Origin of the sequence: Hymenobacter gelipurpurascens (genome assembly GCF_900187375.1) — a bacterium.
Taxonomy (GTDB): domain Bacteria; phylum Bacteroidota; class Bacteroidia; order Cytophagales; family Hymenobacteraceae; genus Hymenobacter; species Hymenobacter gelipurpurascens.
Genome location: NZ_FYEW01000001.1, coordinates 1,375,580 through 1,390,935 on the forward strand (window position 1 = coordinate 1,375,580; position 15,356 = coordinate 1,390,935).

Annotated in this window: 12 protein-coding genes; 4 read left to right on the top strand and 8 right to left on the bottom strand. The window is 57.8% G+C overall.

What is annotated here, in order from left to right; translation table 11 throughout:
• The first annotated feature begins 167 nt into the window (after positions 1-167).
• From CFT68_RS05825 to CFT68_RS05840, 4 genes are all read left to right on the top strand, one after another.
• Complete coding sequence (locus CFT68_RS05825) at positions 168-1,145, top strand: VWA domain-containing protein (RefSeq protein WP_088842452.1); 978 nt, start codon at positions 168-170, stop codon at positions 1,143-1,145.
• The gene (locus CFT68_RS05830; protein ID WP_088842453.1) at positions 1,142-2,134 is read left to right on the top strand and encodes a tetratricopeptide repeat protein; all 993 of its coding nucleotides are present in this window, start codon (positions 1,142-1,144) and stop codon (positions 2,132-2,134) included. Before CFT68_RS05825 ends, CFT68_RS05830 begins: the two co-directional genes overlap by 4 nt.
• Before the next feature lie 234 nt (positions 2,135-2,368).
• Positions 2,369-3,550: an acetyl-CoA C-acyltransferase gene (locus CFT68_RS05835; RefSeq protein ID WP_170934707.1), complete on the top strand. Its 1,182-nt coding sequence runs from the start codon at positions 2,369-2,371 to the stop codon at positions 3,548-3,550.
• Positions 3,551-3,743: 193 nt separating this feature from the next.
• Entirely contained in the window at positions 3,744-5,201 is a 1,458-nt protein-coding gene (locus tag CFT68_RS05840; RefSeq protein WP_088842454.1) for a toxin-antitoxin system YwqK family antitoxin, read from the top strand.
• A 65-nt stretch (positions 5,202-5,266) separates the two neighbouring features.
• Here CFT68_RS05840 and CFT68_RS05845 read toward each other — a convergent pair whose 3' ends face one another.
• From CFT68_RS05845 to CFT68_RS05880, 8 genes are all read right to left on the bottom strand, one after another.
• Entirely contained in the window at positions 5,267-6,565 is a 1,299-nt protein-coding gene (locus CFT68_RS05845) for a sensor histidine kinase (protein ID WP_088842455.1), read from the bottom strand.
• A gap of 94 nt (positions 6,566-6,659) precedes the next feature.
• The gene (locus CFT68_RS05850; RefSeq protein ID WP_088842456.1) at positions 6,660-8,042 is read right to left on the bottom strand and encodes a sigma-54-dependent transcriptional regulator; all 1,383 of its coding nucleotides are present in this window, start codon (positions 8,040-8,042) and stop codon (positions 6,660-6,662) included.
• A 108-nt stretch (positions 8,043-8,150) separates the two neighbouring features.
• On the bottom strand, positions 8,151-9,287 hold the full coding sequence (locus tag CFT68_RS05855) for an FtsX-like permease family protein (RefSeq protein WP_170934708.1): 1,137 nt from the start codon (positions 9,285-9,287) through the stop codon (positions 8,151-8,153).
• A gap of 173 nt (positions 9,288-9,460) precedes the next feature.
• A complete protein-coding gene (locus CFT68_RS05860) occupies positions 9,461-10,714 on the bottom strand; it encodes an ABC transporter permease (protein WP_088842458.1) in 1,254 nt (417 codons plus the stop codon).
• Entirely contained in the window at positions 10,704-11,291 is a 588-nt protein-coding gene (locus CFT68_RS05865; RefSeq protein ID WP_245815287.1) for an RNA polymerase sigma factor, read from the bottom strand. The genes CFT68_RS05860 and CFT68_RS05865 overlap by 11 nt, the downstream gene beginning before the upstream one ends.
• 48 nt (positions 11,292-11,339) lie before the next feature.
• On the bottom strand, positions 11,340-12,083 hold the full coding sequence (locus CFT68_RS05870) for an ABC transporter ATP-binding protein (RefSeq protein WP_088842459.1): 744 nt from the start codon (positions 12,081-12,083) through the stop codon (positions 11,340-11,342).
• Positions 12,084-12,496: 413 nt separating this feature from the next.
• Positions 12,497-13,945 (bottom strand): TolC family protein, encoded by a 1,449-nt coding sequence (locus CFT68_RS05875; protein ID WP_088842460.1) that lies wholly within the window; start codon positions 13,943-13,945, stop codon positions 12,497-12,499.
• 8 nt (positions 13,946-13,953) lie between these two features.
• Entirely contained in the window at positions 13,954-15,201 is a 1,248-nt protein-coding gene (locus tag CFT68_RS05880; RefSeq protein ID WP_088842461.1) for an efflux RND transporter periplasmic adaptor subunit, read from the bottom strand.
• Positions 15,202-15,356 lie beyond the last annotated feature (155 nt).

Sequence of the window (15,356 nt, forward strand, 5' to 3'; positions counted from 1 at the left end):
GGTGTGCAAATATACACCTAGAATGGAGAAACAAACCCTTTCCTAAAAAAATATCTTGCAGCAGGGCTTCAGCAGCGGGGCTTTACCCTAAGCGCTGCGGTGTATATTTGCCCAGATGGCGCTGCCCATTTTTTTGCTTTTCCTATGATTCGTAACCACTTACCGTTATGCTGAACTGGGCCTACACACTAGGTTGGCCGGAGGTAGTAGCCGCGGTAATTTTTTTATTTTTTTACATCGGCTATGTATTGCGGACCCGCCGGTTGGGGTCGCCGCTAGGCCAGAGCGGGTGGCCGCTGGGGTGGAAGCTCGTGTTGCGGGTCCTGTATTTTGGGTTGCTGGTGGTAGCCATTCTGGGTCCGGCCTACGGCCTCACGCAACGGCCCGTGCGCACCGCCGGGAAGGATGTCTGGCTGCTGGTGGACCTTTCTCGCTCTATGGATGCGCCTGACGTCTCTCCTACCCGCTTGCAAAAGACCAAGGCCGAGTTGGCTGGGCTTGTCAACCGGTTTCAGGCGGACCGCCTGGGCCTGATAGTTTTTTCAGGCGAGGCGTATGTACAGTGCCCGCTAACGTATGACCAGGCGGCTCTGCAGCTTTTCCTGAGCACCCTGCAAACGTCGCTGGTTCCGGCAGGCAGCACCGACCTAGTTCCTCCGCTAGAGCTTGTGCTGAGCCGCATGGGCGCTTCGGCACCGCCTGTGGGCAGCGTGCCCCGGGCTACGGCCGTTGTATTGGTAACGGACGGTGAGGATTTTGGCGGCACTCTGGAAGCTACCATCCGAGTACTGGCCCGCTCGGGCGCCCGCGTGTTCACGATGGGGGTCGGTACAACGGAAGGAAGCCGCATTCCGCAGCCCGGTGGGCGCTACGTGCGCGATGCCCGGGGGCGGGAGGCCATTAGCAGACTGGCCCCGGTTCCGCTGCGCCGACTTGCTGAGCAGACCGGCGGGCAATATTTCGAACTTACCGACCGACGCAATGAGTTTCCGTTGCTGGTGAATGCCTTGAACCGGGTAGAAGGCCAGGCGGAGCAGGTTAGGACCGTTTCGGTAGCAGATAATCGTTACCGTTATCCGTTGCTCCTGGCGTTAGCCTTGATGACTCTGGATGTGTTAGTGACTGTTAAAGTAATTCGGCCGTGAAAAATCTGCTGATAGGAAGCGTGCTGCTATTAAGTTCCTGGGGCGGGCTCACCCGCATTCATGAGCGAAATGCCGCCATAGAACGGGGGCAGCAGGCCTACGCGCGGCAAGATTATGCTACGGCGGCACTAGCCTACAAGGAGGCTGCTATCAGACTGGGCAGCCGGGAGGAACAGGTGTGGCTAAACCTTGCGCATGCCACTGCGCGTGCCGGCCGTAGCGCTGAGGCCCGGAATTATTATGGACACTTGCTCAATAGTACTACTCCTGCTATCCGAAGCATTGGGTTGCAGCAATTGGCCGTACTTGCTACTCGCAAGGAAGATTATGCCCAGGCGGTAGCGCTCCTACGCCAGGCGTTGGTGGCAAACCCAGCCAATACCGACGCTCGGTACAATTACGAAGTGCTGCGCAACTACCTCGCCCGCAAAGCCACCGATCCGCAGACGCCCCCGCCCGGCACCGACGGCACACCCGATGTAGAGCGGCACCGCACCTCCGACCCCGAAAAGGCAGAGCGGCAGCCACGCTCAAAACCTGGCAACACCCAGCAGGGTCAGCTCAACGACCCCACACAGCCGCAGGACCCGCGTAATGCTCCTCAACCAGAACCCAATGCCGCCGGCCGGCCTACGCCTCAGCAACCCTCTAGCAATGCCGGCAACTCTGCGCCAGATGGCTTTCGGCCGGGCACAGGCGAGCAGCGCCCGGTGGCGCGCGGCAGCACGCCAGGCTCAGTACTGGGGCTCAGCGACGAGGAAACCGGACCCGAAGCACCCGGAGGAACCAGCTCACGGGGCGGCACGGAGCAAGCCGCATCCGATGAAGCGCAATTACAGACCCAGCGGGCCCGCCTCCAGCAAATGAATATTTCCACAGGGCAGGCGCGCCAGCTCCTAGAGGCTCTGCATGCCGCCGAACAACAGTATCTGCAGCAGTTGCCGCGCAAGAGCACCCGCCCACCAGACAAGAATAAACCTGGGTGGTAATGAGCAGTTTCTAACCAGCAACTTGGCTGGCCTAGCACGATGGTCATCAAACTCTTTCTGCTATTAAGGAGGATCCAGGAAACTGCTAGGCCACTTTTGGTTGGCAATATCCTCGGCGTGACAACATTCCCTCATCAGATCTACTCTAGGCCACTTGATAGCGTGCTTTTCCAACCTCTCGTATCTAAGTTCTACCTTTAAGCCACAAACCACCTAACCCACCCCTCCCATTTTATGCAAATCAAAGAAGTAGTAATTGTTGCGGCTGTGCGCACCCCTATTGGCTCCTTCGGTGGCAGCTTGGCTTCGCTTACCGCCATTGAGCTTGGTGCCATTGCGTTGAAAGGCGCTTTGGAAAAAGCCGGCGTCGATCCGAAGGAAGTGCAGCAGGTAATTATGGGCAACGTGATTTCGGCCAACCTAGGCCAGGCACCTGCCCGTCAGGCTTCTAAAAAGGCCGGCCTGCCCGATACCGTGGAATGCACTACGGTAAATAAAGTATGTGCTTCCGGTACGAAGGCTATCATGTTTGGGGCGCAAGCCATCATGCTAGGCCAGGCCGATGTGGTTCTGGCTGGCGGCATGGAGAGCATGTCGAATGTACCCTATTACCTCGACAAGGCCCGTTTCGGCGCCAAATACGGCCATGGCCAGATGATTGACGGCCTGATGAAGGACGGCCTTTGGGACCCGTATCATGACTTCGCTATGGGCAACGCCGCCGACGCTACTGCCGCGCATTACGGCATCACCCGCGAGGAGCAGGACGCCTTCGCGCAGCAGTCGTATGAGCGCAGTGCCGCCGCCGCAAAAGCCGGCAAGAAAAAGGACGAAATCATTCCGGTAACTATTACGGTACGCGGCAAAAGCACCGTGGTAGAAGACGACGAGGAGTACACCAAAGCAGACTTCACCAAGTTTGCGGGCCTGAAGCCTGCTTTCACCAAAGAAGGTTCCGTTACGGCGGCCAACGCCTCTACGTTGAACGATGGTGCCGCTGCCGTTTTGCTGATGAGCCGCGAAAAAGCAGAGGAACTGGGTGTGAAGCCGCTGGCTCTCATCCGGGGCTTCGCCGATGCTGAGCAGGCGCCCGAGTGGTTCACTACTACTCCTTCCCTCGCTATTCCCAAGGCACTGAAACATGCAGGCCTAGAGGCGAAGGATGTTGATTTTTATGAAATCAATGAGGCTTTCTCGGTTGTATCGTTGGCCAACAACAAACTCCTGAACCTGGAAGGCAGCAAGGTAAACGTGTACGGCGGAGCTGTATCGCTAGGCCACCCACTGGGTGCCTCGGGGGCTCGCATCGTCACGACGCTGCTGAATGTACTGGAGAACGAAGGCGGCAAAATTGGCGTTACGGGCATCTGCAACGGTGGTGGTGGCGCAAGCAGCATTGTAGTAGAAAAGCTCTAATCAGCCCGTATCCGAGCTAACCCAGCTTATTTTATGGGGAGTAAACAAAGCCCTGCCGCAAATACGGCAGGGCTTTTGTTTTGAAGCACAGAGCTGAAGAAAGGTGCCTTTACAAGGCATAGCTGGCGCTCTAGGCCACTCCTGTTCTTCTTTGCCCTGAAAAATACTTTGCCATTTCCCCCGTTCTTGCGGTATGAAACGTTTTGCCTTTGCTTTTTTATTGCTGACTACTTCTGCCGCACACGCCCAGAAACTGCAGCGCTTTACCACGTACTACGATTCCACAAATACGCGCAAACACGAGATATACTCGGCTATAGTGTCCGGCGATACGCTGATGGAAGGCCCTTACAAACGCTTCTATCGTTCTGGTAAACTGGAGGCTCAAACGCGTTACGCAGGTGGAAAGCGCGACTCTGCCTACGTGGAGTTTCATCCGAACGGAGGGCGGCGGCTGGAGGTAACGTACCAGCAAGGCGTGCGCCAGGGCCCCTTCAAAACGTACTACGACTCGGGCAAGATAGCCCAGGAAGGCACCTACGAGAACGACCAGCCTACGGGTACGCTGCGCTTCTATCATCCGAGCGGTGAGGTAAAGCTGGAGACTACTCTATCAAATGGCCAGCCCTCTGGTCCTATTCGCGAGCTGTATCCTTCGGGCAAGCCCAGGGCCGAAATCACCTACCAGAACGGGCAGGCAAACGGAGCAGCCAAAACTTATTTCGAGAACGGCCAGGTGCAGAGCGAAGGCACCTACAACCGCGGCTTGCTAGCCGGACCCTACAAAACGTACTACGACAACGGCCAAATAGAAACCGACGTGCAGGCCGATAAATCGGGGCGCGGCAGCTACCGGAGCTACTACCGCTCGGGCAAGCTGCGTACCGAAGGCACTTATGCCCCCGCCACTTTGGTAGGCCGGGCCATCAAAAACCCGCTGGCCGACGACCTGACTACTCAGGCCAAAAACCTGGCGGGCGGCACCAGCAACCTTGACGGTCCTGCTAAATCCTACTACGAAAGCGGCGCCGTGAAAAGCCAGCAGACGTACCGCCAGGGCGTACTGGTAGGCACCCAGCAAGATTATTACGAGTCGGGGAAGGTGCAGCAGAAAATCGACTACGCCAACCAGGGCCGCGACCGGAAAGTGACTACCTTTTTCGAGGACGGCTTCCCGCATGAGGAGCAGCAGTATAAAAACGGTCAGCCGGTGGGGCAATGGCGCGTGTTTCATCCGGGTGGCAAGCAGGTGCAGAAGCATGAAACTTATGCCAATGGCAAGCTTGCCGGCGAGCAGATCACTTACTTTCCTACGGGCACTGTGCAGAGCAAGCTCGTCTATGAGAATGGCCGCCCTACTGGCCTAGGCCAGGAGTTTTACCCTTCCGGCAAGCTCAAGGCAGAAACCACTTATGTGAAAGGTCTCAAAATGGGCACTTTCCGGCAGCTGCGGGAAGATGGCACCCCGGAAATTACAGGAATGTTCCGCAACGGGAAAGAGAGTGGCGTATGGAGCTATTTCGGCCCCGATGGCAAGACCGTGCAGGAGAAAAAAACCTTCCGCAATGGCCAAATCGTGACAGGCACTGCAGCGCCGGCCACTAAGGCCGCGCCGGTCCGCAAGCCAGCTACGCCCCCAAAGCGCAAATAATCAACCAGACTTACAGAAACCCGTCCGGCGAGGCATAAGGCTTAGCGGGACGGGTTTTTTTGTTCTTAAAACCGGATAGTGAAAGCCGTCCGGCCGTTGGGCTGGGTTGCGAGGCTGAACGTAAAGTTGTGCTGCAGCAGGATGTCGCGGATAAGGGTGAGGCCGATGCCCTGGCCGTCGCGCTTGGTGCTGAAGAAGGGCGTGAACAGGCGGCGCTGCACCTCGGGCGCAATGCCGGGGCCATCATTTTCAATGATAATTTGGGCGGGCTGCTGCACCGTGCGCACCCAGATATTGCCGTCTTCCCCAATAGCTTCCAGGGCATTTTTGCAGATGTTGAGCAAGGCCTGCTCCAACTGCATGGGGTCGAGGGATACTACCACCGGACCAGCGGCTAGCTCCCAGTGCCAGCAAATCCGACGGCGCCCTACCTGCACATGCATCAGGCGCTCGGTAGTGCGCAGGAGTTCGTGCACATCGGTAGGTTGGTGCTGCGGCAGTGGCAGGCGCACCAGGTTAGCAAAGTTGGCAATGAAGTTGGCCAAATGCGTATTACGGTTGATGGAGACATCCAGCGCCTCCGTGAAATCGGGCTGATCGGTGGGCTTCAGCTGGGGGGCGTAGTAATGAAAGCTCTGCAGAATGGAGTTGATGGCACCGATGGAGTTGTTGATTTCGTGCGACATCATCCGGATTAGCTTCTCGTAGGCCTGTTTTTCCTGCCGAATCAGATCCTGCGTCAGTTCCTCCAGCACAATGAAGTGCCGCGTAAACCCACGGTCCAGGAAGTGTGAGGTATGGGCCCGGTAAGTCTGAATACCCGAGAGCTGTACCACCTGCGGTTCCTGCTCCGAGAGGTGGCCTAGCGCTCCGCCCCAGTCGCCGGGCAACTGGGCAGGGCGCTGCCCCAGCAGTTGGGCCGCCGAGAGGCCTAGCATCCGCTCGGCGGCCGGGTTCACCCCCTCAATCCGACCATCGAAGGTGAGCAGAAGTACCCCGGCGGGCGAGGCCTGAATCAGGCTTTCGAGCAGATAGCTTTTCTCGTGCTGGGTTATGCGCTCCTTGCGCAGCTCATCAATCATGTGGTTATACACGTCAATTAGCCGGTCCATTTCCCGCTGACCTACCGGCACAAACTTCATGGAGAAATCCTTGGCCCGAATGGCTTCCGTGCCTGCCGCAATCAGCTGAAAAGGCCGCACGAAGCCGCGGTACAGCTGCACCGTGAAAATGATGCTGATGAGCAGCAGTGCTTCCAGCCCTACAAACAGCGGCGCGTTCGTGCGCATCACCTGCCCCGCCAGCACAATCAGCACCGCGTGAATGATGGCTACGAACAGGATAAACTTTACGCGGAGAGACATGGAGGGAAATAGGTGCTATAACTCTTAAACCAAAGAAAGTCATGCATCATCTGGCATCTACCAAATGACGCATGACCGTCGGTTTTCTGGTCGCCTATTCCACATCAAATGGAATAGCGTATTTCTCCAGCCTTCGATACAGGGCGCCCCGGCTGAGGCCTAGCGCTTTTGCTACGCGGCTGATGTTGCCGCTGTAGTGCTCCAGCGTGCGCCGGATCATCTGGGCCTCCAGCTCGTCGAGGGTGATGGTGCCGGGCTCGGGCAGTTCGCCGGGTTCGGGCTGGCGCACGGGTACGCGCTGAAATTGGGCCTGGAAGTCTTCAGGGCCCAGCTCGTCTTTGCCAGAAACCAGCACGGCGCGCTCTACCAGGTTTTTCAGCTCCCGAATATTGCCGGGCAGCGGCTGCTCTTGCAGCCAATGTTGGGCGCGGGTGCTCACTTTCAGGGAAGCCTTGTTGTAGGTGGCGCGTAGGCCATCCACGAAATGCTGCACCAGCAGCGGAATATCCTGGGGCCGCTCGCGCAGGGCGGGCAGGCGCACCGTAATCAGGTTGATGCGGTAGAACAGATCCTCGCGGAAACGGCCTTGCTGCACCATCTCGGCCAGGTTGCGGTTAGTGGCGCAAATCACGCGGATATCGAGGCGGCGGGGCTTGCTGTCGCCGAGCACTTCGTAGGTGCGGTCCTGGAGTACGCGCAGCAGCTTCACCTGGCTTCCCATGTCCAGCTCCCCTATCTCATCCAGAAAAATGGTGCCGCCGTTGGCCAGCTCGAAACGGCCCTGGCGGTCGGTTTTGGCATCGGTAAAAGCACCGCGCCGGTGACCGAACATCTCGCTTTCAAACAAGGAAGACGAAATTCCGCCCAGGTTCACTTTCACAAATGGCTGGCGGCGGCGCTGGCTGTTTTGGTGGATAGCCTCCGCAATCAACTCCTTGCCCGTACCCGATTCGCCTTCAATCAGCACGGAGGCATCGGTGGCGGCTACCTGGCCTACGCTGCGCAACACATGCAGCAAGCGCGCATCCTGGCCCACAATATCCCGGAAGTTATACTGCTTATCGAGCTGGCGGCGGCTGAGGGCGGCGGGGTCGGTTTCGGGGGCGGCTTCGCTCAGGCTCAGGATGGTCCGGATGGTTTGCAGCAGGGAGTCGTTGTGCCAGGGCTTGGTCACGAACTCCGCAGCGCCGGCCTTCATGCCTTCTACGGCCAGGGATATGGAGCCCCAGCCGGTAATCAGAATCACGGGCACCTGCGGCGTCAGCTGCTTTACCTGGCCTAGCAGCCGCAAGCCATCCTGGCCGGAGGTATCCAGGGAATAATTCATATCCATCAGCACGAGGCGTGGGGTTGCTTCCTGCACTTCGTGCAAGGCTTCCTCGGGCGTAGCTACCCCTTTTGCGGGGTAGCCAGCCTGCTTCAGCAGGAGCCCCAAGGAGGTGCGCACGGCTATATCGTCGTCAACAATTAATATCATGGAGTAGAGCACGAAGGACGGAAATTGGCGCGAAAGTCTGAAGGGTCTAGGCCACTAAAACTACCTTGCGACGCCTGCCCAGTTAGAGGCACTTGAACTCGAGCCATCTCACTCCTCTCGCAACGACACGGCCGGCTGAATGCTGGCAGCAATGCGGCTGGGCTGCCACGCGCAAATAGCAGTGAGCAAGAAGATGAGCACCGTAGCCAGCAGCATGGCCTGCACATACACCGCAGAGGCCACCCCAAATACACCTAACAGCGGAAACTGCATGGCCAGCACAAGCCCACCTGCCACGCCCAGCGTAGTCACCACCAGCATTTCGCCCAAAAACTGCCGACCAATGTTATTGCCGGTAGCGCCCAGGGCCCGGCGCAAGCCAATTTCGGCTTTGCGCTGGTTGATGTTGTACCACAGCACGCCGAACAAGCCTAGGGCCACATTCAGAATCAGGAACAGGCCCACCAGCCCAAGTGCAATCAGCGGCGTCAGCATGAACTTCATTTTATCCTGGCGGTTTTCCTGCAAGGTGTTCACGTTGGCATCCCAGCCTTTGGTTACCTGCTTGATTTTGCGAACCAGCTGCTGCTCCAGCACGGCACCGCTGCCGGGCTGCACGCGCACCAGCAGAATCGGGAGCTCCGTATTGCCGACTTTGCCGGAGTCCTGCAGCACGCGCCTATCGAAGAGGGCAGGCTCATTGGCGGCAAAGTCGTTGCCGGAGCGGTAGGCCTCTATCACGCCTATTATCTGCCACTGCTGGTCGTGCTTGTCATTGGTCATTATTTTGCCCACGGCGGCCTCATCACCGAACATTTCCTCGGCAAATTTTTGGTTGACAACCACCGGACTGTGGGCGGCGGCATCATCGCGGCGGTCGAACCAGCGGCCGGCCACTACCTTCTGGCCTAGCACGCGCACCATGTTATCGTCGGCGTCGTAGCGCTCGGTTAGCGGGGCTTTTTTCTCCTTGTAGCGGTACTCATCGGTGTTCATATTACTGAACGAGAAGGGCGTGTTTGAGCTGGTCCAGGTGACGGCGGCTACGCCCGGCGTGGCCTGCAGCTCCTGCACTAGCAGGCGCAAGGTGGCTTTGCGGTCGGTGGTGTCCTGGCCTGGATCTACATCAAACTCCCACACATTTTCAGGAGTAAAGCCCAAGGGCTGCCGGTAGTTGTAAAAGTTACTGACTAGCAGCGAGCTTACCACAAACAGGACGAAGAACGACAGGAGTATTTCCGCCATGAGCAGAAAGTTGGACCGCTTACGGTTCCAGATCAGAGTAAACAGATGACGTATCATGGGGTTGCTAGAGTATCGTGTACACAGGCGCTTAGGCGCTACGCGGGCAGTTAGTTAGATGGGAAACCAACAGTAGTTCGCTTGCGGCTGAAGTATTACTGGCCGACTGCTGCTGCTTAGTTGGTACCGCCTTTCAGTGCCTGAACCGGCAACAAGCGCGACATTTTGAAGGCTGGGTACACACCCGACAGCAATCCAAAAAGTAAGGTCACGAGCAGTGCCCAACCAAAAATCCGGAGGTTAAGCTCGAAGTGCGAGTAGGCCATAATCTGGGCTCCGCCAATCAGCTGTAGCGCGAGGTAGGCTAGTCCCAGGCCTAGCAAACCACCAATGGCCGTCAGGAAAATATTCTCTACCAGAAACTGCCCAATGAGCGTGCGGCCGGTGGCGCCAAAGGCCTTGCGGACCCCAATTTCAGAGGAGCGCTCCATGATGCGGCTCACGTTGATGTTTACCAGGTTCAGGGCCGGCAGCATCATGAAAAGCATGGCAATGCCAAATAAAATTGAGAAGAGAATAGCCGTGCCATCAGAAGTATAATCGGTCAGGGGGTTCATGATCTGGCGCGAAAACGAGGCCAGCAGCGGGTCGGCGTGCACGTCCAAATGGTCCATTCCCTTGGGGTCGGGCAGCGGAATGCGCTTCGCCATCTGGTCGAATTCAGCCTGCACAGCCGCTTTATCAGCCGGCGATTTAGCCAGAATAATAGCAGAGTATTCGCCGTCCAGTCGGACTTGGTTGAGGTTGTTGGGGCTCGTTGACAAGGGCACCCACACATCGGCGTAAGATGACACGCGCATCACCGGCACATCGTCTACCACGCCCATCACCCGAAAAGCGGTTTGGTTGATTTCAATGGTGCGGCCTACTACTCCTTTGTCGGTGCCAAAATATTTGCGGGCCGTGCTCTGGTTGATAACCGCCACTCGGGCCGCCGACTTCATCTCAGGCTCGCCGAAGGGCTTTCCTTCCCGAAACGTAAAGTCCAGCACCTGCCAGAACACATTGTCGGTATACTTCAGGTCCAGGTCGAGGCGGTTATTGCCTACGTAACTGGGGGTAGCGTGAAACATGGAAAACACCGCTACTTTCTCCGGCGTTTTGAGGGGGCGCACGTAGCGGTCGAGCAGGTAGTAGCTGGCGGGCGAGTTCTGGTTACCTCCGTTCTTGTACTTGATATGCAGGAAGTTAACAAAGAGCATCCGGTCGAGGCGCGTTTCGGGAGCATGCGGGCCAACGACGTGGTCGAACATGGCCGCTACCACGAGCAGTACCATGAGCGTGAAGCTAATACCGAACAGACTGATGAAGGTGAAGAACTTGCGGCGCAGCAAGACTTTCCAGGCAATTTTGAGGTAGCTAAGCAACATGAGCGTGAGAGTAGGAAGTAGAAAAGGAGGAATGAAGGGCCGCTACCTGCCGCTGCAACACGGCCCGGGCCTTACTGAGCTGCGACTTGCTGGTGCCCTCCGAAATGCCAAGTAGTTCCGCCACCTCCGGGTGGGTGTAGCCTTCCAGCGCGCAGAGGTTGAACACGGCCCGGTAGCCGGCGGGCAGCTCCTGTACCAGCCGGAGCAAATCGGCGGCCTGTAGTTCCACATCGGCACCGGGCATTTCGGTGGCGAGGTGGCCTAGGTGGCAGTCTTCGATGCTGAGCGTTACGGACTCGCGGCGGCGCAGCAGGTTCAGGGCTTCGCGCACCATAATGCGGCGCACCCAACCTTCCAGGCTGCCTGTGCCCTCAAACTGGCCCAGGCCCCGAAATACCTTCACGAAACCGCGGGCCAGGGCATCTTCCGCATCAAACTCGTGGCGCAGGTAGCGCAGGCACACGGCCAGCATCTTGGGGGCAAAGCGCTGGTAGAGCTGTTCCTGCGCGGCGGCGCTACCCTGCAGGCAGGCCGCAACCAGTTCAGGATCAGTAAAAGAGGGGGCAAGCATTTTCATAACTCAGAAAGAAAACGGGCAACAGGCAATTCGCAACCGGCAACTGGCCTAGCTGACCTGGCTGCCGTCGAAGAAGCGGATGAGGCGCTCGGTACGGCGGGCCTGCTGCTCGTCGTGGGTTACCATCACGATGGTGGTGCCTTCCTGTTTGTTGAGGCCTAGTAGTAGGTCCATAATCTCCTCGCCCATCACCGAATCGAGGTTGCCGGTGGGTTCGTCGGCCAGGATGATTTCGGGGTTGCCAGCCAGGGCCCTTGCAATGGCCACGCGCTGGCGCTGACCACCGGAAAGCTGGCTGGGGAAGTGGTTGGTGCGGGCGCTCAGGCCCACTTTGTCGAGGGCGGCGTAGGCCCGTTCCCGCCGCTGCTTGCCGCCTACTCCGGGCCGGTACAGCAAGGGCAGCTCCACATTATCAAGCACCGAGAGGTCGTTGATGAGGTGATAGCTCTGGAAAACGAACCCGATTTTCTGGTTGCGCAAGGAGGCCAGCTCCTTATCGGAGTACGACTGCACCGGGCGGCCATCCAGCTCAATCACGCCGCTGGTGGGCTCATCCAGCAGGCCAATGATGCTCAGCAGCGTGGATTTGCCGCAGCCTGAAGGCCCCATGATGGACACGAACTCACCCTTGTTGATGGTCAGGTTCACGCGGTTCAGCGCTACCGTTTCAATGGTCTTGGTCTGGTATACTTTCTCGATGTCGCGTAGCTGAATAACGGGGGCGCTGGCGGTAACTACATCACTGGTAGAAGCGAGTGGCCTAGCGGCAGTTTGGGCGAGGATGTTTTCCATGGAAAGGTCTGGTTGAGAAAGGAATCTTGTCAAGAGGCTGTCCGGTTTTGGGCAGTAGGCCACTGGGGCTAACCTAGTATAGCCAAGCGCTGTGCCAAATTCATAAATCTTTATAAATCAGTAATTTATGATAAATATTCAAATTAAACGATTAACAAAATATGTCCGTTTCCGGACACGGTGTTCGGTATTGAGTAGTAGTTTGTTCGTGGTTGGCCATTATGCACAGAAGGCCGCCCACAAACACGTCACCCTAAGCCTCCCGCGAAGGACCTGCTTCCTGTGAGCACGAACCGTACAACGGCTCATTTCCAGGTGAGTAGGCCTTTCGCGGGGGGCTTAGGGTGACGTGTTTACTCAGGATTGTAGGCGGAGCTTGTCGTTGCCTCTGCACCGCATTCTCGCCTTCTTAATTATTGAGCAGTAAGGGGCAGCTGGCGCTCAAAGTCATACAGCGTAAGGGCACGTAGGCGGTAGTGCGCCACCCAAGCGGCCCGCAGCGCCAGGATGTAGGCCCGTCGCGCCTGATCCTTTTCGTTGGAGGCGATAGTTAGGTCGGTGAGGCTGATGCGCCCGACTTTGTAGGTGGCCTGGGCAATATTGTAGCGTTGCTGGGCCAAGGAATCGGCGCGGCCAGCCAGGTCTAGCTGCTCACTGAGCGTACTGAGTTGGGCTGCCTGTACCTGCACGCTCTGATCGAAGCTGGCTTCTTCCTGCGCTACATCGGCCTGCACTTGGCGGCGAGTAAGCTCGGCGCTCTTCACAATGGATTTCTGGCGGCCCCAGTCAACCAGCGGCATGGAGAAGGTCAGGAGCACTTCCTGTCGGTTCTGCAGTGCATTGTAGGTATTCCATAGGTTGGTGGCCTCATTTCCGTAGCCCAGGCCCGCCGAGAGCGAGGCCTGAAACCCCGTAGTACCCCGCGCCAGCGCAACATCGCGCTCCGCCTGCAACAGCCGCCGCCGAAAGGCCAACACCGTACTGCGATTTTGGCGGGCCTGCTCCAGGGCGCGCTCTTCCGGCACTACCAGCCGGGGGGCGGCGGCAGGCACTGCCAGGCGCAAATTTTCGGCTCGTAGGCCAGTATAGATCTGCAGACTCACGGCGGCATTTTGGGCATCGAGGCGCCCCTGAGCCATGGCCTGGCGGGCATTCAGCAGGTTCAGCTCCAGCCGGAGCAGGTCGCTTTGGGAAAGCAGGCCGAGGTGGTAGCGCTCCTTCCCTATCCGCAGCATTTCCTCGTTGGCCTGCACGTTCTGGCTGGCCACTTCGGCGTTTACCTGCTGCTGCAACACATCAAAATACAGCTCCGTAATGCGCTGGGCAATGCTTTCGCGCTCCTCCACGTAAATACGCTGGCTTTCCTGATACCGCAGCGGCTCAATCTGCCGGGCCCAGCGCAGGTTGTTAAACATGCCCAGCGGCTGCGTAAACCCAATGGATAAAGGCTGATTGTTGTAGGCCTTCAGGTCGCCGTTGAAGTGGTAAACGCGTTTCAGTTCGGATGCCACGTACACCTGCCCGCCCGTTGGGCCAATGTTCTGGCTCAGGGTCATGGCGACATGAGAACTATTGCTGCGCACCGCCTCAAACTTGGTAGTGCCATCCGCCTGCTCCACAAAGGCCATATCTTTCCGAATGCCGGGCAGCGTGCCGCGCAGGCCTAGCTGTGGCTTGTAGTTCGTCTGGTAATTGCGCCAGTCCCAGTAGCTTTTTTCGCGGGTGGTTTGCGCCTGTTTGGCAATGGCCGACTGGCCTAGCGCACGCTCAATCACCTCCTGCAGGGTCAGGTTAGCGGATGAAGGCTGGGCGGCGGCCGGAATACCAGCCAACAGCAACAGGAAAGGAAGAATCCGTTTCATGCGGGTAGCTAGTTTTTCAGGGTGAGTTCTGGGGTATTCTCGTAGTCCTTCATATCCGACACGATAATCTCCTCACCGGTCCGTAGGCCACTGGTTATCTGCACGTAGTCGAAGTTGCTGTCGCCGAATTGCACGGTGCGGCGCTGGGCTTTGCCCTCCTTCAGCACAAACACCGACTGCTCTTTACCACCTTGGTAAAAGGGGCCGTTTTTCACACGCACCACGTTGCGCAGGGCCTTGGTCACCACAAATACATCGGCCCGCAAATTGGACCTAAGGACCGGATGATGATCCTGGGCCAACGTAGCGTAAAAGGTGACCACACCTTTATCCACGGCTGGGCTCACGGTGCTGATGGTGCCGCGCAAATCGGTGCCATTGATGCGGATTACTACCGGGTCGCCGAGGTGCAGGGCATCAGCATAAGAGTCGGAAATGGTGGCGCGCACCCGGAACCGGCTTAGGTCGGCTACGCGGGCCAGGGCGTCGCCGGCCTGCACGGTAGTTCCCAGGTCTTCATTCACCCAGGTAAGCACACCTGGTTGCTGACTGCTGATGTTGGATTGGGCCAGCTTGCCGGCCAGCTCCGCAATGCTGCGCTCCTGAATCTGCATTGTGAAGCCCAGCTCCCGCACATCGGCGGCGTTGGCGGCGCGCTGGTTCCGGATTTGCTCGCCCAAGCGCTGGAGTTCTAGTTGGGCTACCCGCAGGTTCAACTCGGCCTGGCGTACGCTCTCCGAGGTACCGCCACCAATCTTGAGCATGTATTGCTCATCGCGCAGCGATGATTGCAAGCTGCGCACCTTCACCTGCTGCACCTGCTCCTGAGAACGGAGGTCGTTGAGGGCTTTTTCGAGGCTCAGCTGCAGCTGGCCATTCTTGTTGCGGTTCTGCTGTTGCTCGTCCTGAAGTTTGGCCAGGGCCGTATTCGTCAGCTCTTTGTCCAGCTCAAGAATAGTCTGGCCTGGCAACACTTTGCTCCCCACGGACACCGCAACCCGCCGGATAGTGCTCTGGATGGGACTAGTGATGACCGCTTCATGGGCCGGAATAATTACGCCGGCAGCGGTAAGCGAGGCCTCTACGTCACCGGTTTCGGTGGTGGCCGTCAGGATGTTGGCACGCTGCACGCTGGGTTTGAGCACAGTACGGAAGGCCAGCAAGCCCGTCGCCAACAGCACAACAATACCGATGCCTATTAGCCAGCGGCGGCGCTGAAGACGTTTTTGAGTAGAAACAGGTATATCTCTGTCCATTTTCGTACAGGAAGGAAGGGGTTTCCTGTAGAACAAGCCAAGCGCCGTGCCATTTACATAACATTATATCAATCAGTTGATTGCATCTGAAATAAGCAAATCTTCTTTAGGTAAATATGTCCATTAATGGACAAGGTGTTCGGAAATAAACCCAG